16 protein-coding genes are annotated in these 19886 nt (G+C 36.2%); 2 read left to right on the top strand and 14 right to left on the bottom strand.

Features of this window, described 5'->3' with window-relative positions; all coding sequences use genetic code 11:
- Positions 1-356: 356 nt before the first annotated feature.
- The 3 genes from amrA to HZI73_RS24480 all read right to left on the bottom strand — a co-directional run bounded on the left by amrA (position 357) and on the right by HZI73_RS24480 (position 3683).
- The gene (amrA, locus tag HZI73_RS24470) at positions 357-1787 is read right to left on the bottom strand and encodes an AmmeMemoRadiSam system protein A (RefSeq protein ID WP_212695955.1); all 1431 of its coding nucleotides are present in this window, start codon (positions 1785-1787) and stop codon (positions 357-359) included.
- A gap of 126 nt (positions 1788-1913) precedes the next feature.
- Complete coding sequence (gene amrS / locus HZI73_RS24475) at positions 1914-2759, bottom strand: AmmeMemoRadiSam system radical SAM enzyme (protein WP_212695956.1); 846 nt, start codon at positions 2757-2759, stop codon at positions 1914-1916.
- A 141-nt stretch (positions 2760-2900) separates the two neighbouring features.
- Positions 2901-3683 carry an SDR family NAD(P)-dependent oxidoreductase gene (locus HZI73_RS24480; RefSeq protein ID WP_212695957.1) on the bottom strand — a complete coding sequence of 261 codons (783 nt, stop codon included), beginning with the start codon at positions 3681-3683 and terminating at the stop codon, positions 2901-2903.
- A gap of 230 nt (positions 3684-3913) precedes the next feature.
- Between HZI73_RS24480 and HZI73_RS24485 the strand changes: the two genes are divergently transcribed.
- A complete protein-coding gene (locus tag HZI73_RS24485) occupies positions 3914-4564 on the top strand; it encodes a TetR/AcrR family transcriptional regulator (RefSeq protein WP_212695958.1) in 651 nt (216 codons plus the stop codon).
- A 96-nt stretch (positions 4565-4660) separates the two neighbouring features.
- Here the strand turns inward: HZI73_RS24485 and HZI73_RS24490 are convergent, their stop codons facing one another.
- The 3 genes from HZI73_RS24490 to HZI73_RS24500 form a co-directional block, all read right to left on the bottom strand.
- The gene (locus tag HZI73_RS24490) at positions 4661-5542 is read right to left on the bottom strand and encodes a DMT family transporter (RefSeq protein ID WP_212695959.1); all 882 of its coding nucleotides are present in this window, start codon (positions 5540-5542) and stop codon (positions 4661-4663) included.
- Positions 5543-5613: 71 nt separating this feature from the next.
- Positions 5614-7107, bottom strand: a complete 1494-nt coding sequence (locus HZI73_RS24495) for a methyl-accepting chemotaxis protein (protein ID WP_212695960.1) — start codon at positions 7105-7107, stop codon at positions 5614-5616.
- 267 nt (positions 7108-7374) lie between these two features.
- On the bottom strand, positions 7375-7809 hold the full coding sequence (locus tag HZI73_RS24500; protein WP_212695961.1) for a hypothetical protein: 435 nt from the start codon (positions 7807-7809) through the stop codon (positions 7375-7377).
- 546 nt (positions 7810-8355) lie between these two features.
- Here HZI73_RS24500 and chrA point away from each other — a divergent pair.
- Positions 8356-9555, top strand: a complete 1200-nt coding sequence (chrA, locus tag HZI73_RS24505) for a chromate efflux transporter (protein WP_212695962.1) — start codon at positions 8356-8358, stop codon at positions 9553-9555.
- A gap of 155 nt (positions 9556-9710) precedes the next feature.
- On the opposite strand, the gene HZI73_RS24510 is transcribed toward chrA, so the two are convergent.
- The 8 genes from HZI73_RS24510 to HZI73_RS24545 form a co-directional block, all read right to left on the bottom strand.
- Complete coding sequence (locus tag HZI73_RS24510; protein WP_212695963.1) at positions 9711-10436, bottom strand: DUF624 domain-containing protein; 726 nt, start codon at positions 10434-10436, stop codon at positions 9711-9713.
- 18 nt (positions 10437-10454) lie between these two features.
- Positions 10455-12050 (bottom strand): response regulator transcription factor, encoded by a 1596-nt coding sequence (locus HZI73_RS24515; RefSeq protein WP_212695964.1) that lies wholly within the window; start codon positions 12048-12050, stop codon positions 10455-10457.
- On the bottom strand, positions 12025-13794 hold the full coding sequence (locus tag HZI73_RS24520) for a sensor histidine kinase (protein WP_212695965.1): 1770 nt from the start codon (positions 13792-13794) through the stop codon (positions 12025-12027). Before HZI73_RS24520 ends, HZI73_RS24515 begins: the two co-directional genes overlap by 26 nt.
- A 127-nt stretch (positions 13795-13921) precedes the next feature.
- Positions 13922-15841 (bottom strand): glycoside hydrolase family 36 protein, encoded by a 1920-nt coding sequence (locus HZI73_RS24525; protein ID WP_212695966.1) that lies wholly within the window; start codon positions 15839-15841, stop codon positions 13922-13924.
- A 19-nt stretch (positions 15842-15860) separates the two neighbouring features.
- The gene (locus HZI73_RS24530) at positions 15861-16709 is read right to left on the bottom strand and encodes a carbohydrate ABC transporter permease (RefSeq protein WP_212695967.1); all 849 of its coding nucleotides are present in this window, start codon (positions 16707-16709) and stop codon (positions 15861-15863) included.
- Positions 16709-17665 (bottom strand): carbohydrate ABC transporter permease, encoded by a 957-nt coding sequence (locus tag HZI73_RS24535; RefSeq protein ID WP_246552269.1) that lies wholly within the window; start codon positions 17663-17665, stop codon positions 16709-16711. The genes HZI73_RS24530 and HZI73_RS24535 overlap by 1 nt, the downstream gene beginning before the upstream one ends.
- A 78-nt stretch (positions 17666-17743) precedes the next feature.
- Positions 17744-19039 (bottom strand): ABC transporter substrate-binding protein, encoded by a 1296-nt coding sequence (locus HZI73_RS24540; RefSeq protein WP_212695968.1) that lies wholly within the window; start codon positions 19037-19039, stop codon positions 17744-17746.
- Positions 19040-19317: 278 nt separating this feature from the next.
- Positions 19318-19806, bottom strand: a complete 489-nt coding sequence (locus HZI73_RS24545) for a hypothetical protein (protein WP_246552271.1) — start codon at positions 19804-19806, stop codon at positions 19318-19320.
- Between the last annotated feature and the right edge of the window lie 80 nt (positions 19807-19886).

Raw genomic sequence — 19886 nt, forward strand, 5'->3', positions numbered from 1 at the left:
AGTTTATCATTAAGGGGCTGTCTCATAGCAATTTTGTTGGCTAGAAGTTTCTGGCAACTATAAGAGGTTAAGCTTTTCAGACCCCTAAACGTCCGTGTTTAGTAGTGCAACATGTCAATGTTGCTTGAACAGGGGTCTCGCCGTCCATGGCTGCGCTTTTCGCTTAACCTCTTATAGTTGCCTACGATATTGACGTTTTTTTGCTTTTATGAGACAGCCCCAACTATGATATAAAATCATGAAATTAAACAATAAAAAAAGTAGATGCGTTTCCACAAGTAAAACCATGGAAAGTATAGGTTATACCCTTTCAATAAGGGTATGGATAGCTATACCGCATCTATCTTTTTTTACTCTTATATCTCATGCCTCTCTACTTCAAATCGGTACAATTGTGCGTCTTCATGTTGTTCTATACCAGCTTTTTGCTTGGCTATATTTATCTGCTGATGAATAGAATCTACACCATCAAGATTGGGTAGCAGCAGCCCTCTTTTATGGGCTTTTTCTACAATGACACCATACTTGCTCACATCTAATTGGTCCTTATTCTGAATGGGCTCAATCTCATGTAATATATCTACTTTAACCTCTAAATCGTAGCACTCCCTTTCTTGAACAGGGCTAAAACGAAAATCAGATGATGCGGCTGAAACAGCATTATGGATGATTTCCTGAGCAAGGGTGTCTTGTGTTGCTTGTATGGTACCTATACAGCCTCTTAATTGGTGGTCTTTATGAATTGAAACGAACGCTCCTGCTCGATTATTCTCAAGCCGTTCCACAACATGTGGCTGTAACTTGTCCTTAAACGCATCCCAGTCTAAGGTTTTATGCTCTTTAACCCATGCGTTTATAGATGCTCTTGCCAGCTTGATATAATCCTCTTCTCTATCAAATATTTCCACCATTTTATCTGCTTTAACACGGTTCACTTTTTCTAGCAAACTCTCTAATTTTTTGTTCAAAATATGAACTTGCCCTGTTAAGTAACCCACACCAAAGGGTCCTTCATAGGAAAATACCTCTGATGTGCTTTCTACAAGGTCCACAGCACCTAATGCCATGATAAAGCTTCTTAGGCCGCAAACTTGAGCATTTTCGTGGAGCTTATAATCCATGGTTAATAATGCCTCATAATCACTATTTTCCAGCGATTCCACAAGGAGTTGGTCAAACGTTGGTCCATCTGGATGATAGTTGTAGGGACCATCTGATTTTAGTGCATGTGATAAATCGCCACTGGCTAAAATAACCGTATCTTCCCCATACTTCTCAACAACCTCACCAATAATAACACCTATTTGATAAAGTGCCTTTAAACTTAGTAGTCCCACTGTGATATGAATAATCTGATAATCCCTATAGACTTGATCGATAAAATGATAGGGTACCATGCAGCCATGGTCTAACGCTACCTCTACACCATAGTCTTTGGCTGACTCTTGATCCAGTAAGAGATAAGATATGTCATGCTTAATGAATGCCTTTTCTAACTGTTCATTAAAACCTAAATCAATGGATTTCTCCATATGGATAGCATGAGCACCAAACATACCAAAGTGACCTGTAACTTCCTTTTCATTAAGTATGCATATACCATTGTTGAATACATTACCATGAGGGGTTATGGTAATCAGTAGTTTGGGTTGGATGTCACCTATAAGCTCTGCCACTTTCGTTAAGCCATCCAAGGTCTGAGAGGCTTCTCTTTCTCTCCCTTGACCAATTTCATGTATAAGTATGGGTGGGTGGGGTGCAAACATAATTCTTTTTAATGCATCCATGTGTCATGCTCCTTCCTATCACGATTCATCATTCATCTATTTTCTATACCCTTTAGTATAACATTATGATAACCAACTACACATACGCTTATTTAATCCTACATAGCTATCTTGGAAATAACGGTATTAAACATTACCGATATACACATGTTTCAAATACTTCCTTGCTTCTTCACCAATATCCCATAAAAATCCTGTATCTGTTTCAGGGGCATGGTACTTATACCTTGGAAAATACCGTGACAAGTGTAATATTATATTATGATCAACACCCCCTAGCCACTTACATAAAGCAGTTAACTCCTCTTGGTTATCATTCATATCCGTCACCACCAGTGTCGTCACCTCAACATGCACATGTTTGTAAGCAATTTTTATGGTTGCTTTAACAGGTTCCAGCTCACCATTACAAAACTTTCTATAAGTGTTGTTGTCAAAGGTTTTTAAATCAATATTCATAGCATCCAAATAAGGCAGCAACTGTTCAAGCGCTTCTTGTGTGATAAAACCATTGGTAACCATGATTGTTTTCAAACCTTTTGCTTTAGCCAACTTAGCTGTATCCAGCATATACTCATAGAAAATGGTGGGTTCATTATACGTAAAGGATATGGAAGGTACCTTACTTTCTATAGCTAATGATACCATGTCATCTGGGGATTTATAGACTGTTGATGGCAGCTCTTTTGCAATACTATAATTTTGACAGAAACTGCACCTAAAATTACATCCATAACTACCAATGGATAAGGTTTTTGTACCCGTCATAAAACCGTATAAAGGTTTTTTCTCAATGGGGTCTATATCAATAGCACTCAGTTCTCCATAATTTAATGTGTATAACGTACCCCTTATATTTTCCCGAACATCACACAGACCTTTATTCCCTTCTTTTATACGGCAATGATGCGGACATAAAAAACAATGTACTTTCATATCTTTTTCTTTTGCATAACATAATGCTTCTTTCATATACGTACCCCTATTCTACCTTTTAATTATATATTAAGGTATAATAGCCATTTACTCAATACCTAATCATAGGGATGGCTCTTTATAACTAAAAGAACCATCCCTCGGCATGTAACTTATTTATGATGAAGCACCAACTGCTTATCCCTTAACCTCCTGGGCTATTCGAATTTGCTTTAGCAGCATTTTTTTAGGTAGTACTGGTGCCATTCTTAATAGGATACGTTGAGCAAAAGTAAGACCTGCCTTAACATTTAATTTACCTGCTAACATGCCCTCGTATCCGGCACTTGCAACGGCATAAGCGCTGCTTGTCTTTGCAAACAGGCTGGTTTTATCCATACCTGATGTTTTTGCAAATTCAGATTCTGTAGCTCCCGGCAGTAAGGCTGTTACGGTTATGTTCGTGTCATACAGCTCTTCTGAAATGGCATTACTAAAGGATGTTACATAGGCTTTTGTAGCATAGTATACGGCTTGTAACGGGCCTGGCATTAGGGATGCTGTTGATGATGTATTTAAAATCCTTCCCTTGTTTCTTTTAATAAAATCTGGTAAGAATAAGCGGGTTAATGCTGTTAAGGCAACGATATTTAGATTAATCATGGCAAGGTCTTGTTCCCATTTTCTTTCATGAAACTTACCTCGTCCACCAAAGCCTGCATTATTAATCAGATAATCTACTTCTACCCCTGCTGTTTTTATTTCATTGTAGACTTCATAAGCGGATTCTGGGTTGGTCAAATCTTTTATGATGACCATCACATGGATTTTGTATTTCTCTTCCAGTTCTTTTTTAAGTTCTAAAAGCTTATCTTGACGTCTGGCTACAATAATAACATTCCCGCCTTTTGATGCATGTATTCGTGCCAGTTCCTTTCCAATACCACTTGATGCCCCTGTAATAAGTGCTGTCTTTTTCATAAGTTTATCTCCTTTCATTATTTCACTATCCTACATAAATCTATGATCACTCTCATTTTATTAACAACATGTTACTTATGCATTTTCATTATAAGTGACACATCGTTACTTGTCAAGATATTTTTATGATTTTTTTAGACTATAACCCTATAAAAATACATTATAACATTCATATTGTTGCTTAACATACAAGCATATGGTATACTCTACTCATAAGGCGAGGTGATGACATGACTTTTGAACGTGCTAGAAGCAAAGAAAATAAAGAAATTAGGTTAAAACAAATAAAAGAAGCCGCTATTAGACTATTTGATAAAATACCCTATCATGAGATTTCTTTATCAAAAATTGGAAAAGAAATCAATTTTACACGGGGTAATCTCTATAAATATATTTCATCCAAAGAAGATATCTATATTTATATTATCATAGACGAATTCAAAGTATTATTGGAAGAAATGAAAGAAGAATTAATACTGGAAGAAAAGCTGGATACCAAGTCATTTGCTAAAAAATGGGCCATGGTACTGAATAACCATCCCAGATTTTTAAAGCTGGTATCGTTGTTATTTACAATCATTGAGCAAAATGCTCATACAGCTATTTTGATTACATTTAAGAATTATCTTGTAGAGGTTAATCATATCATGTTTCGTATATTTACACATAATTTTCCTGAATTTACCCAAGCTGAGATAGGTAAGTTATTTGATTATTCCTTTTCTATGATTATTGCTAGATATGCCATCTGTAACCCTACAAAAAATCAGATTGAAGCCGCAAAACTTTCTAATTACAATTATACCTTCCCAAATTTTGTAGACTCCATGAGCGATGCTATTGTGTTATTGATTAATGGTATCAAACTTTCAAAAATATAAACTGTTTAAATAGCACAATAAAGCCCTGATTCCTTCATCTGTAATCAGGGCTTTTATATTCGTAAAACCATTAACCTTTTTCATCATCATAAAATTTCACATGTTGTTGCTCTCAGCTGTTGATTTACCCCAATGATTCGTTTGATGCAAATATAGAACAACAGCTGTTACAATAATGAGCACACTACCTAACAAACTAAGTAAGCCTGGTAATTCTCCCCACAATAGAAAGCCCATTATGGCAGAAAAAATAATACTGGTATAGATATAAATGGATACTTCAGATGCTGGCGCATATTTATAGGCAATTGTCAACCCATATTGACCCATTGCAGCAAAGATTCCTGTCCCAATCAAATACACCCACTGCATGCCCACGGGCATTTGAAAATTAATGATGCTCAATGGAATCATGACAATCACAGAGACAAAGGAAAAGTAAAAAACGATGGTAGATGGGTTTTCTTTATTTTTCAACAAACGTACGATGGTATAAGCCCCTCCAGCACATATAGCAGAAAGAAGGCCAGCAGCCGTCGGTAAGATTTCTAAACTAAATTGCGGTTTAATAATGAGCATGGCTCCCACAAATACGATGATCAGCGCTGGTATTTGAATCTTACTCAGCTTTTCTTTTAGAAAAAGTGAAGCAAAAATAGTGACAAAAAAGGGAGACAGCTTGTTCAGCATTGCGGCGTCTGCCATGATTAAATGATGAATGGCATAAAAATAAAATGTGACGCCTCCCAATCCTAGAAAAGCTCTTCCCAACAAATATTTCTGATGCTCTTTCTTACCAAAAAATGGTGTCTTGGTACGGTACATCACATACAAGGCTACGCATAAACTTACTAAATTCCGAAATAAAACTTTCTCAAAGGTTGGTATATCACCAGCTAATTTAACCATGGTCTGCATGATTGCAAAGGCTATTGCTGAAATTAACATAAACAGTACGGCTTTTGGTTTGTTGTCCATCTTCTACACCTCAATTTCTGAGATTCATTATACGCTATCTATTATCCATTAACAAGTATAACCTGACATATTTATACCTTGAATCCAATTTGCACATCGATACCCAGTATGCCTTTTACCATGCCGTTATGTTTAATGGGCAAGCTTATGGTGATGCATGGGGATTTGGATATACCAGAAATATAAGGATCAGAAATATAGTTACAACCTTTTCGGCTCTCATGAAACCAGTTTCTTATGGAAGCATTTTTTATACCTGCTGGTGGGTTGGAATAAATAAATTCACCTGATAAGGTATTGGTCCATATGGCTTCAATGTTAGGCATATCAGATAATACATTATCTAATATCTGTTGATGTTTTCCTTGGTGATGTACTTCCATGGAGTCATTGACCGTACCTTCTAATAATAGTTGTTCAATGACTTTTTCTTCCATGGTTTGTATGATGGATTGACTTTGCTCCTCTATTTTTTCTTTAGCCTTAGACAGAAGATTCAAATGATATTTGTGGGTAATTATTTCAAGACTCTTGGATATATCCTTAAGAATCAGTTCAATGGCACTGATCTTATCTGTATGATGATATTGTCTGTTGATATCATCATTAATCCTTTCTATTTCTTCTGTTACTTTGGCAAATGCTTTCTCTGTTGCACTTAAACTGGTATTAACGGATTCTGTTAATTGATTATTGTGATCAAGGGCCTGATTCATAATGCAAAGATTATGTTCGATATGACTAAAAGCATCTGTAATCTCTGATAAGCTGCTATTCACCTTTTCTGCCGATGTCACCGTTGATTCAATTTCAATACGCTCTTCATGGGAATTGTCTTTGACTAAGTCAATCAGTTCATCAATATTTTTCATGATATCTACAATCTCATCAATAGACTTGGCACTGCCTTCTGCAAGGTTACGTATTTCCTCCGCTACAATAGCAAATCCCTTACCCGCCTCCCCTGCACGAGCAGATTCAATGGAAGCATTCAAAGCCAGTAATTTGGTTTGCTTATAGAATGTCTGAACCGATTCCAGTATGTTTGAAATCTTAATGATGGCATCCCCCAAATCCGTTATGGACGTTACTGTTTCTTGAGACGTGAGTGACACCTTTTTAATCTTATTGATGATATCATAGACTTCACTTATCTGGGTATCCACTGTATTTTTTGCTTTGTTTGTGGTATCTGTAAGACCTATGGAGGATGATTTTAATTGATTTGTACTTTCCATAATTTCTTTGGCTACGTCCAAAGAATGACTGACTTTTTTCTTCCCTTCATCGTTAGCAGACCTTAGCTGTAACGACGTTGCCATCATATGATCGGATGTCTCTTTTTGAAGTGCAATGGTTCGAATAATATCCTCAGATGATTGGTTAATCTGTGATTCCACCACTTCCATACTAAATAGCTGTGATAAAAGATGGTGCTGAAATTTAGCTATAACCTGGGCGATACGTTTTTCCTTTCCTCTAAAGTATTCCATTCTAATTTCTTTGCCAATCTCACGTTCAATATCGTTTTCCAGCTCTTTTAATAAATCCTTTAGGCTTTGCATCCATACACGCTCCTTCTTCTGTATCTATCGAAAAATTATATGATTTATAACCTATACTCTATCCATTTATTCAATAAAAATATGCAAAAAAGGACATAGGAATCATTAAAAGACGCCTTTGTCCTCTTTACTATATTAATACCTTAAAGCTTTAAAGTCAAGTTATTAAATATAACGCTACATATCATCATGATACATTTTACCTAACTGGCCGCAAAATAAAGCGGTACAAGTATGGTACTTGAACCGCTTTATCTAACCTTTATTTTAGTCAATAAATGAACTTCCAGTCGTTGTGGAACCATTTTTTGTAATGCTTGTTTTGGCTTCTATTTTAGAGATTGTATAACCTGCTGGTGGTCCAATGCTGTAATTATTGAGATGATCGCTAAAATTCAAACTCTGGGTAAAGGTATCGGATACCGTTTTTATGGTCATAAAAGTTGTCTGTCCTGAGTTGTTTACATAATGAACATTGATACGGACAACGACGCCATCCATGTCATCATAGCGACCGCCGATTCCATAAAACATAAACCCATCTGGTGCAACATAAAAATTTGATTCATAGGTACATCCAGCCACAATAAATTCTTTGTACACATTACCACTAGGTGTCACAGGAGCTGCAATCACCGTGGAGCCTGCACCGATTATGATCAGTGCAAGTGCTATTGTTATTAACCTTTTTGATACGCGCATACACATGCCTCCTTTAACATTTAAATGAGTAACCAAAAACATTGCGTTAATCCATGATGTGTATCTCATGTCCTGTACATTTAAATGTCAACAAGCTAGTCCATAGCAGTATTATGGGGTCAATTCTTGAATTTTTGTTTTACTTGGTGTTAGCTGATTGTGCCTTTCATTATAGCTGACTGTGCAACAAGAATACATGTATTTATTTGTTATTTGTTATATCTATTTGGCTTTTTTATTATTTTTTATATGCTTATTCAATATTTATTTATAATGAGTACTCGTTTTTTTATATTTTTTCTAGACATAATCCATTAACTGATCATAACAGATTCTTTTTCATGTTAATGACGTTATCCTTCAATTGTTCATACAACCCTTTGATAGGAAAAATGTCTTGCAAGATTGATTAATTTCGTGTATACTATTAATATCGATAAACGATATCGATATTCGATATTATACGGCGTAACGATATGTATCTATGGTGTATGTAAAGATAACACTTTAATGATAAAAAAAATCTCAGTAAGGAGGGAAATATATATGAAAAAAGAATCATTAGATAAAAGTACACACCAAGTTCGTTGGGGCAGCTATTTAAAAGATGTCTTAATCTGCTCGCTTGGGGCATATGGTGGACCTGAAGCCCACTATGGTGTTTTTACCGATCAAATGGTCATCAAAAAAGATTACCTACGTGAAGAAGAATTGGTGGAACTGATTGCTCTTTGCAGCATCCTACCAGGACCAACCAGTACACAAACCATTGTTGCAATTGGTTATAAAACAGGTGGACCACTGTTAGCCTTCTTGACCATGTTGGTATGGGCGTTACCTGTTCTAACGATTATGAGCTTACTTTCATTTCTATACCTATTCTTAGACCGTATAAATGTGTCACAAGATGGTCTACGGTACATCGGACCAATGGCCGTTGGTTTTATCATTGTTGCTGCTTTTAGAATAGGCAAGAAAGTCATTGTTGATCGACTATCATTGTTTCTACTGCTGATGGGCGGTATAACCACCTATTTCATTCGAGACCCATGGATTTTTCCTTTGGTGTTAATCTTAGGTGGTGTGGTTAGCGTTATGACATCTGGCGAAAAAAACATTTGGAATCGTATCAAATTAGACCCGCCATGGCCTTATTTCATTGCTTTTGCTACCTTTGCCATTGGCAGCCTTGTTGCCGTTATGATATGGGATAACCGAATTCTCCAACTGTTTGAAAGATTTTACCGCTATGGCTACTTGGTTTTTGGCGGTGGTCAGGTAGTGGTGCCTGTCATGCACAGTGAGCTGGTTGATATTAATCACTTTTTAACCAATCAAGAATTTCTAACGGGTTATGGGCTGGTACAAGGTTTACCTGGTCCAATGTTTAGTTTTAGCGCTTATGCAGGGGGCATGGCTGCTCGAGGTGGCAGTACATTAACCCAAGTATTTGGCTCCATTGCCGGCGGTATCGGTATCTTTTTACCAGGTCTACTTCTCATTTATTTTATTTATCCCATATGGGAAAATCTTAAGAAGATTCGAGGCATAAAAGTTTCTTTGAAAGGTATTAACGCTGTGGCTGGTGGTTTAATTTCCGTATCTGCCGTCATTTTAATGCAAAAGAGCGGATTCATGATAGATAATATACTCGTTACCTTGCTTACCGTTGCACTCCTTCTAACAAGAAAACTGCCGACACCTTTGATTGTTGTACTGGTTCTAATCGCTGGTTTTCTTATATAGCCATCTGTACATAGCACATGAGTAAAGACATGTTTGATTGTATATGTAAGCCTTAGCCTCAAGAAAATAGCCCATTATCTTCTTGAGGCTAAGGCATTGGAAGAGCTGATTATAGATTTGTCTATAGAGATGTTGCAGTTGGATAGTTGATATGACTAAGTATGTGACGTGGGAGGGCTGTCATTTTCCCTTTCATTATTATAGCGAATCTCTTTATAGATGGGTCTATACAATACCATTTGAATATACGCCATAACGACAGGTGAAACAACAATGGAAAGGGGCATCACATCAAACAAGAATAAACTGATAAAACAACATAACAGCATAAGCACTGGTATGTAGACCCTTTTGATTGTATAGTACAGAGCTAATTTAAATAAAGCATAGGTTGCCATAGTCCCATGAGCTATCATTGGAAATACTTGAATAGCCATCAACACAATAAAGAGCATCAACCCATAAGGAACAGCACGCAAGAAAATAGGAGCACCATAGCTTATTAACAAAACGCCATACACATACAAGCTGGTAAGCATAAATATCACCATTAATCCTATCAAAAAGGCTTGCTTGAACTTACTTTTATATGCCCTCAAAAAAATAATGACTGTCCATGTATCATCACCTTGTAAGAAGCGGTGAACGGTATACAAAACTGCCGTATAAGCTGGTGGCACTGTGATGAATAGAACAGGTGCTAATAGACCTAAGTCCGTGATTCTTTTTAAATCATGTGATATCAATAAGGGAAAAAGGATATGAACATTGCATAGAAAAAATACGACGCCTATCCCACAACATGTTGATACATGCTTTGTTAGCTGCCATGCCAATGAACCTATAGATTTTTCTATTTTGGTACCATGATGTGGTCCCATCTATGACACATCTCCTCTTTATATGTATTTTGTATCTGCATGAAATGTCTTATTTCTATACTGAGTAGGTGTTAGACCTACATTTTTCTTAAAGCAATTATAATAATATTTGTAACTACTAAAACCAACTTGATCTGCAATTTCATATGCCATAAGGGAAGTATTCTTCAATAATTGTTTGGATTGCTTTATTCTAATGGCATTGATATAGTCTTGTATAGACACACCCGTTTCCTTTTTAAACAGATGGCAAAAATAATTGGCGTTTCTATCAATATAATGTGAAACCGTCTCAATGGATATGTGGTCGCGATAATTTTTATGCATGTAATCAAGGGCTATACCAATTAGATTATTGTTTGAATGGATAAGATTATGATTACTTTTTTCTAAACCATCGATGCAAAAGGTTTCTACAATGTTGAAGCAATCCATAATGGTTTCACTTTGCTTTATCTTCGAACAATAACCCTCTACCATGTCATCAATGATATGCATTTGCTTATAGATGGTCTTCATTTCATTACCAATGGCACCTATAAGATAGGTCAAAAAACCCTTCACTTCATCCGCATCTGATGCTGTTCTTATTGCATCAAATAGACTTTGTACACCCTGTATTAATTTTTCATAGCTCAGTGCTTTAATGCCTTGAGCGATATCGTCATGATTTAACGTTATTTTTTTGTGGGTTTTGAATGGGTCTTGGTCCATGGATTCTGAGAAAATAAGTTTACCATAACCCATAAAGAACTTATACGCTAAACAATCCTTAGCATCTAAGAAAGCTTTTTGAAAGTTAAACTTAGAATAGGTTTTACTAATGCCAAAGGTTAAGGACAATTGCTCTTGCTCCACTAGAGATCGTATTTCTTCTACTCGATGTGTCACCTCATCTTTGAATGCTTGAACATGATCATAGGTGTTACAGAAGACATAAAAAGCTAATTGGTTATCTTGTTGTGAAGAAAAGTGAAAGCTATGCATGGGCTCTGTAAATGTTTCACACACAACTTTTTTTATGGTACGTTTGATACTTAATCGTGTTGCCTTATCATAATCTGTTTCGAGGTTTTCATATTGATCAAATTCAACCATGATACAAAACAATCGATTTTTATGACGTGGTATGTTCTCTTGTAAACACAACTGATTCAGAATGGCCGTAGACTCTTGTTCTTCATTCATGGATAAATAGGTGAATATTTTCTGCTTAAAGGTATTTTTTTCTATTTGCTCTCGCTTAATATCCGATACTAAGGTTTGTACAAACACCAATAGGGTCTCAATATTGACCGGCTTTGTAAAATAGTTATTGACACCGATGACAATGCCTTGTTTCGCATAACTAAAATCAGAATACCCGCTTAAAAGGATAATCTTAATAGAAGGATACGCCTCTTTAACCAATTGACATAACTCAAGACCATCCATAACAGGCATCCTTATATCTGTGATAATAATATGTGGTTTCTTATCGCATACAACTTTGAATGCCTCATAGCCATTAGCTGCCGTATATACATGCTCGATACCTACATCTTTCCAGTTTATGGTGTTACCCAATCCTTCACGAATCTGCTTTTCATCATCTACGATTAATAATCTCAACATAATCTCTCCATTTTGGAATACTTTGTTGTTTCGGTAATATCAGTTTAACCGTCGTACCATGACCAACCTGACTATAAAACGCTATCCCGTAATCATCACCAAAGTATAATTTTATGCGTTTATTTAAGTTTCGAAGCAAAAGCCCTTTATCTGTATCCATGTCTGAATCCATGAGCTGGCGTACCGTGTCTTGGTCTGTACCCACACCATTATCCATGACTTCTATTACTAAAATATCACCTAGAGAATAGCCTTTTACCGTTATTTCCCCCCCTCCTATTTTATGCTCCAGACCATGAATGATGGCATTTTCAACTAATGGCTGTAACAATAAATTGATTGTATAAAGGTCCAATAAATCATCATCAACATCCACTTCTAATTGAATGTGACCTTCGAATCTTTTCAATTGAATTTTCATATAATCATCAAGGTGTTGCAGCTCATCTCTAAAGCGGGTGAAGATATTCCCCTCGTTCAACATGTGTCTAAAAAGATTGGATAGAGCTTCTAACTGAAAGCTTACTTCAAAATCTTTATTTTGTCTTGCCATCCATCTTATACTATCTAATGTATTGTATAAAAAGTGAGGATTAATTTGGGATTGTAAGTATAGCGATTCTGAAATTTCTTTTTCAGCCTTCATGGCATATAACCTATCCATCAGAAGGTTGATTTGTGAAATCATTTCATTAAACCGATTACCTAACACCTTTATTTCATCATTTGATTTGGATATAAACTGAACATTCAGATTACCATCCTTAACTTCCTGCATGGTATGGGTTAAGCGATGAATGGGTTTTGTAATGGATTTAGAAAATAGACTGGATAATACGATGGCAAATATAATCATGGTGATCAAAATAATGTTGATGTAATTTTTTACTGCATCAATTTCACCATCAAAATCATGGGTAGGTATTAACCAAACAAGTTCCCATGGACCCGTATCTAATTTTTTGGATACCACTAAATAATCGATACCGTCAACAATATATATTTTTTGATGATTAATGGTCTCTCTGTCTTGAACGATGTGTTCCATATTGGATGCGATGTAATCTACACGATTAGAGGATAGCACTTGCCCATTGTTATTAAGAATGAACACTAATTTATTAGGTGACCATAAGTCGTTATGATAAAGATGCCTTAGGGTACTTTCTTGAATATCAATTCTAAGCATACCCAGCTCCCGGAATCGATTGGGGTCTATTATTTTCCTGTAAAAAGATAGGACATTAATTGTTTCACTGGGCTTGTACAGTAAGCTTTTGTAGACGTCTGTCCATAAATAGTTGTGTGGATTGTTCATGAATTCAGCTTCTAGAACAGGAACTGAACGATGCAATGAACCGATAGAAAATACATCTTGTTTGTGATTATTTTGCAGTTTTAGAAAAAGTACTTGATGGTCTTCCATCCGATTGATACCGAACAAGTTGGTGAATGTCATATATTCGCTATTGTGAAAGGCAAAGCGATAAGGGTCATACTCTTTTTTAACAATTTCCTGCATTTCTTTATTAAACGTAATGTCATAAGATAAGCTTTCAACACCCTCACAATAAGCATCTAATTTATCTTTTATCTGTGTAATTTTATTGCCTGCTATATACTCTTCTTTTGTATACAGCACATCTGAAACTTTGGATATAATGACACTTGAGATAACGAGTAAAGGAAATACAACCAGCAGAATATAAAATATCAATATTTTTCGTCTAAATGTCAATGTCATAGGCTTAAATAACATGTCGTGAATTCCCTTCACCATCATCTCAGTGAACACCATCTACAGTTTATCATAAGTATACATGAATTATACAGGCTTTACAAGTAAAGCACATCCATGAGAATCATACTTTTTATTCACTATACCAAGACCATATATTGGATACTGGCTGTTGCAAATGCTTCTCTTTTGATACAAAAAAGAGCTTGCATCCATGGGGTTCAACTCGGGCAACAATGGACTTGCAGCAATGGTTGTCAATTGTTTCAGCTTTATAGGCTCTGACATACAGATCAGATACACCAACGACTTCACTTAACAAAAGCTCCCTTGTCATCCATTCTTCGGTTGGGTTAAATATAAAGATATTATATGTTGCATCTTTTTCTATTTCATTAATGAGCACTGTTTCTTTTGTCTCGCTATCCAAGTATAACACTTTTGTTTTAAACTTACCTCTGGGTTCAACCAATCGAAAGAGATCAACACGTGTTTTGGCGATTTCATGTAGTGGGTCCGATGTGCATACCACCCCTCCTGATACAGCTTGTAACAAGGTTAAGGATTCGACTTCCGTTTCATTTAAGAAGATATGGAAGTCTCTTAACATCATGGCATCTGGGTCATTTTGCCAATACACATGATTGAAATAATTAACTGCTGGAATTTCGCGAATCATATTGATAGGGCCAAAATCATCTTCTTTCCATTGAGCCCCAACGTCTCCCCCAACACGCATACCATCCGCATAACCAATAAAAGGTAAGAATGGTGCAATACATCCTAGCCAATAGCTCTCTTCACCAATTTCTTCACGAATAACCTTTAATAAATCTCTAAAATACTCCACAGATGTCTTACCAGGGGTATGCCGCTTCACTTTACTGCTGTCTTGGAATCCAAACTTCATAAAATCCGTTTTAAAAAAGACAATGCCCATTTCTTTAAATGTTCGAAAAACTTGCCTGATGTATGCCATGGCATCTGGGTGACTTGTATCCAAAACGAAATATTCTTCATCAAGGTATCCCCATATCTGAGGTTCGTTATAAAATTTCATGGGTATAACAGGTTGACCATCTAAATCATATAGAATCCAATCGGGATGTGTTTTGTAAAGTTTACTCTGATTGCCTACCATATAAGGACCAATCCAAATACCTGGTTTGTAATCATTGGCTATAATGTCATCACATGCCGCCTTCATGCCATCTGGCCATAGATGATTTGGTGTTAACCAATCGCCTGCGGCAGGGAAATAGCCTGCATCAATCTGCATATACTTTAATGGAATGGCAGGTTGTTGTTGGGAAAAACCTTTGAGATAATCCCTTAGTATTTCATGACTCAAATTATTGTATAAATAGTACCACGAACACCAATGATATAAGGGTTCTAGAGATGTTCTAGCATCCATATTCTCAGCAATATGCTTTGCAGCTGATGTTAACCCTTCTTCTAGCTCAGAGGTTATTGCCATGTGCATCTTAGGGAATGTGATCTTCTCATGGTTTAATCGCTCCAGCCTATAGCCAGCATTCATGACCACTCTCGTTGTGTCTCCGTTAAGAAAATCTAAGTGATAACTGTTCACAAATCGATCATGTTGATCACCATAGATGATCATATGTTGTTTATGACTATCAGAAAGCCCTACAATACCATAACTTTCGATTTTTGTATGGTCCTTCACAATTGTCTTCAATGATAAGTAACCGGATGGTCCTCCCATTCCTAATCCTTGCCTGAAAACACCGTGGAATCCTTCAATCTCCCCATAACATATGGGATGAAACCAATCCCATGTCTTCCCTTTCTGAATGATAGACGATTCTATCACCATTTCCTTTGAGTCCACAGCACTTATTTTTAACACGATAACGCATGCATCCATTGTATAGGTTAAGGTATATACCCCATCACCTTCAATTAAACTTACCTGTAAGGGATGGATGGGTCTTCTATTAACGCCAGGAAAGCAATCCCTTATGATCAAATGAGGACCTTTTATATTAAAACTCCCTGCTTTATTCACTTCAACGGTTATGGCCATCTTGATAACACCTCCTATTTTAATTCTTTGAACCTGTTGTTGCTATACCACCGATTAGTTTATCTTGGCTAAAAAAGAACACCAGTAGTGGTATAATGGAATAGATGGTAGCAATGGCCATCATTTGATTCCATATGACACGCCCGTAGACTTCATTTTTAAATGCTGCTACCCCCAATGAAAATGTCCATGTATCCCTTGTTTGTAAGAATATTAACGGTCCAAAAAAATCATTCCAACTCCAAAGAAATTGGAAGATGATACATGTTGTAAGCACAGGGACTAACAGTGGCAGCATGATGCGATAGAATATCTGAAAATGATTACATCCATCTAGTTTTGCAGCTTCGTCAAGTTCTCTTGGAATGCCCATCATAAATTGACGGATTAGAAAAATAAAAAATGCATTACCAAATAGTTTGGGTACAATCAAGGACAGATGTGAATTAATCCATCCTAAATATTTAAATTCGATATATAAGGGAATTGTCTGCACCTCTGCTGGTATCATCATGGTTGCAAGAACAACTATAAATAGTATGTTCCTTCCTGGAAATCTTAACCGTGCAAAACCAAAAGCAACAAGAGCTGAAGATGCAACGCTAAAGAGAATAGAAAATCCCGTTATTTTTATGGTATTAAAGGTATATAACGTAAAGTTTTGAGAATTCCAAGCTTCTATGTAATTCTTGATTTTCATGGGTGATGGAAGCAGCTTAGGCGGATAGGCAAAAATATCACTATCGATTTTTAATGATGTACTCACCATCCAAAAAAAAGGGAACAAGAAGATGGCTGAAATGCTTATTAACAACAAATAGCGAACGGTGGTATTCATTTTCTTTTTTTGTGATTTCTTCATAGTCATTATCGTTTCTCCTGTTCTGCTTCGTAATACACCCAATACTTGGAAAACTTAAAGATAATCAAGGTGAGTACAAGTATAATGGCAAATAATATCCAAGCTAATGCTGATGCATAACCCATTTCCATATACTTAAAAGCCTTTTTATAGAGATATAATGCATAGAGCATGGTAGCATTTAATGGTCCGCCACTACCATCTGTAATAATATACACTTGGGTAAATGTTCTAAAAGCACCTATAATCATGGTGATCATATTAAATAAAATTGTGGGGCTTAAAATGGGTAATGTAACTTTATAAAATTTTTGAAAACCATTGGCACCATCAATCATTGCAGACTCGTATAAATATTGGGGTATGTTTTGAAGTCCTGCCAAAAAAATCACCATGGTGCCGCCAACACCAAAGACACTCATCATAATCAATGACCATAACGCATAGGATGGATCCCCTAACCAATCGGGTCCTTGAATCCCTATTGCTGACAGAATAAAATTCAATATACCAAAATCGCCATTTAAAAACCAAACCCAAACCAGAGAAAGAGCAACCCCAGATACCACAGAGGGTATGTAAAATAGTGTTCTAAAGAGATACATCCCCTTTAACTTAGAATTCAACAGTAAGGCAAGCATTAATGAAACCACTAATGAAAGGGTTACTGAAAAAAATACGTATTTTAACGTGACCTGTATGGAGGTTATAAAAATCTCATCATGAAAAAAAATGTTTTCGTAATTCTTTAACCCTACAAATTGGGGCACATTGATCATTTTCCAACCTGTAAAGGACATGATAAAAGAAAATAACATGGGTCCAATTTGAAAGAATAAAAAACCTAAAATCCAAGGTGCTATAAACAAATAACCTTCAAAGGCTGCATATTTTTTCTTTCTTTGGCTGATAGATTGTTGATGCCTTGGTTCTTTTTGTTTTTTTTGAATGCGTTTTCTCACTATCTTTCCATCCTTTTGCAAATGATTAGATGATAGAACTGCTTGTAATAAGCAGCTCTATGCACCTCTATTGTTCGATCATTTTTCCATATTTTCAATATTCTTAACGGCATCATCCAGTGCCGTTTTAGCATCTGCTTTATCCAGAATAACTTTTTCTAATGCGATGGATAGTTCTTCGTGAATGGCATTACCAATGGGACTAAAATAAATGGAGAAACGGTCAATGGTATACTCTTCACCGTAAGCCATATCAATGAAGGGTTTTCTTAGGGGGTCATCTTCAAATCCTAGTTCTGGTAATAAGGAAGGTATCGCTGGTAATGACCAACCTGCTTCCGCTTTCATTTTTTGTGCCTCTTTACCTGACATTTTTATCAGAAGCTTAAAAGCTGCCTCTTTATGCTTGGACTCTTTGGATATATGCCAGCCAGCACTAAAGATAACTGCTGGTTTTACGCCTCCTGGACCTGCTGGCAGACCCACCGTTCCAATATTTTCTATATCAAAACCCTCAGAGGATTTAAAGTTTTGCAGGTTCCAATGGCCACCAAGCATCAGAGCGATTTTACCTGTCTTAAACATCTCTGCTGCTCCACCCATTGCTTTGGTTGTAGCAGACTTTGGGGATAAACCGTTCTTTTCAAAACTTGTATACCATTCTACGGCTTCAACTGTATCTTGAGCATTCATAACCCCCTTATAATTATTGTCTTCATCAATGAGGGAACTTCCATTACCCCATAGCATGGGCTCAACAGCACCAGTCCAATTGGATTGCATAAACACACCATAGGTTTTCTCTGGGCCATCACCTTGTGTTAATTGCTGTGCATAGTTTTCCACATCATACCAAGTCCAGTTTTCATCGGGATAAGGTAAACCCGCTTCGTCAAACAGCTTTTTGTTGTAGTAAAATCCTGTTAAATTAATATCTGCCGGCATCCCATATTGTTTGCCTTCATGCTGCCATAGTTTTAGAACAGATGGGGCATATATGGTATAATCAAAGTCTTGTGACTCAAAGTACCCATCCAGAGGTTCAAATGGCTGAACAGAATATAAGGTTGGCCATTCATCCACCATCATAACATCCGCTGGATTGCCTGCGGCAATGGACGTTCTTAGCTTTGTCATGTAATCATCACTTGTAGGTTCAAATTGAACTTTAATGTTTGGGTTTTCTTTTTCAAATTCATCAATTAAGATCTGTGTATTTTTTGCGGCTTCTGCATCGTCCCAAGTTGCAAGTCTTAACGTAATGGACTTTTCAACTTTAGCGCCATCACCACTTGTTGACTGACTGCATCCTGTCATAAGTAAACTAAAACCGATTAAACAAGTCAACATCATGTGTACCATTTTTTTCATCATCCCAACTCCTCAACTTATTTTTATTCATTAAGTATAGTCTTTTATATAGGCTTTGTATATCCTTTGTAGGTTATATATTATCCTCAATAGTTAGATTTTGATTTTTTGTTAGTATTTCACAATGACAGGATGACTTTACCTTAATCAATTCCCTTAACTTGATTCATAATAGAGAAAACAAACTCATGGTAGACGAAAAAAATGCCTATCCTTTTTAGATAGACATTCATCATCACTTACAACTCCCTAAATAGTGCATTAATTGACATGTGCGAGTTTTAAGCACATTTGCTGGCTTCTATTTCTTTCTCAAGTAAAGTCATCATAAACCCATTATTTTCATCACATATAGCGTGTTGAAAAGCAGAATAACGGCATTTTTGGTAGACCTCATTATCCATCATAAATTCATAACCTTTTATACAACGAGGGTTACAAGCATTGGGGTCAACTAACCGCTTACATACGGATGCCTTTTTAATATCTTTTTTCATATTGTCTGGTAATGTATTAAGGCATGCTTGGTATTGTAAAATATGCTCTGGAAAAAGTCTAAGTTTCATGCCTGACTTTCTTGTAATAAATGTGGCTATGGTCCTTTTATTTTGCTGATTAACGTAGGATGCCGTATAGCCACTTTTTGCAGATTTAATGTTGTATCTACACCTATTTTGAAGCAAAAACTCATGGACCTGTTGAACAAAATCTTTGTATTGCTTGTCTACTGTATCTAAAAAATCCACCATTAAATCATCTTGTTTACTCATGTAACGACCTCCATTTACTATGCATGAATACGATAACCTGTTATTATCTCCTTATGGTATCATTCTATCCACATAACTGC

The sequence above is a fragment of the Vallitalea pronyensis genome (assembly GCF_018141445.1).
GTDB classification, from domain to species: Bacteria; Bacillota; Clostridia; order Lachnospirales; family Vallitaleaceae; genus Vallitalea; species Vallitalea pronyensis.

What these genes read in the sequence shown, in the direction of transcription:
- HZI73_RS24510 (WP_212695963.1), bottom strand. Translation starts at nt 10,436, where the DNA reads ATGGGACCACATCATGGTACCAAAATAGAAAAATCTATAGGTTCATTG.
- HZI73_RS24500 (WP_212695961.1), bottom strand. Translation starts at nt 7,809, where the DNA reads ATGCGCGTATCAAAAAGGTTAATAACAATAGCACTTGCACTGATCATA.
- HZI73_RS24515 (WP_212695964.1), bottom strand. Translation starts at nt 12,050, where the DNA reads ATGTTGAGATTATTAATCGTAGATGATGAAAAGCAGATTCGTGAAGGA.
- HZI73_RS24520 (WP_212695965.1), bottom strand. Translation starts at nt 13,794, where the DNA reads ATGACATTGACATTTAGACGAAAAATATTGATATTTTATATTCTGCTG.
- amrS (WP_212695956.1), bottom strand. Translation starts at nt 2,759, where the DNA reads ATGAAAGAAGCATTATGTTATGCAAAAGAAAAAGATATGAAAGTACAT.
- amrA (WP_212695955.1), bottom strand. Translation starts at nt 1,787, where the DNA reads ATGGATGCATTAAAAAGAATTATGTTTGCACCCCACCCACCCATACTT.
- HZI73_RS24525 (WP_212695966.1), bottom strand. Translation starts at nt 15,841, where the DNA reads ATGGCCATAACCGTTGAAGTGAATAAAGCAGGGAGTTTTAATATAAAA.
- HZI73_RS24545 (WP_246552271.1), bottom strand. Translation starts at nt 19,806, where the DNA reads ATGAGTAAACAAGATGATTTAATGGTGGATTTTTTAGATACAGTAGAC.
- HZI73_RS24485 (WP_212695958.1), top strand. Translation starts at nt 3,914, where the DNA reads ATGACTTTTGAACGTGCTAGAAGCAAAGAAAATAAAGAAATTAGGTTA.
- chrA (WP_212695962.1), top strand. Translation starts at nt 8,356, where the DNA reads ATGAAAAAAGAATCATTAGATAAAAGTACACACCAAGTTCGTTGGGGC.
- HZI73_RS24480 (WP_212695957.1), bottom strand. Translation starts at nt 3,683, where the DNA reads ATGAAAAAGACAGCACTTATTACAGGGGCATCAAGTGGTATTGGAAAG.
- HZI73_RS24495 (WP_212695960.1), bottom strand. Translation starts at nt 7,107, where the DNA reads ATGCAAAGCCTAAAGGATTTATTAAAAGAGCTGGAAAACGATATTGAA.
- HZI73_RS24540 (WP_212695968.1), bottom strand. Translation starts at nt 19,039, where the DNA reads ATGATGAAAAAAATGGTACACATGATGTTGACTTGTTTAATCGGTTTT.
- HZI73_RS24490 (WP_212695959.1), bottom strand. Translation starts at nt 5,542, where the DNA reads ATGGACAACAAACCAAAAGCCGTACTGTTTATGTTAATTTCAGCAATA.
- HZI73_RS24530 (WP_212695967.1), bottom strand. Translation starts at nt 16,709, where the DNA reads ATGACTATGAAGAAATCACAAAAAAAGAAAATGAATACCACCGTTCGC.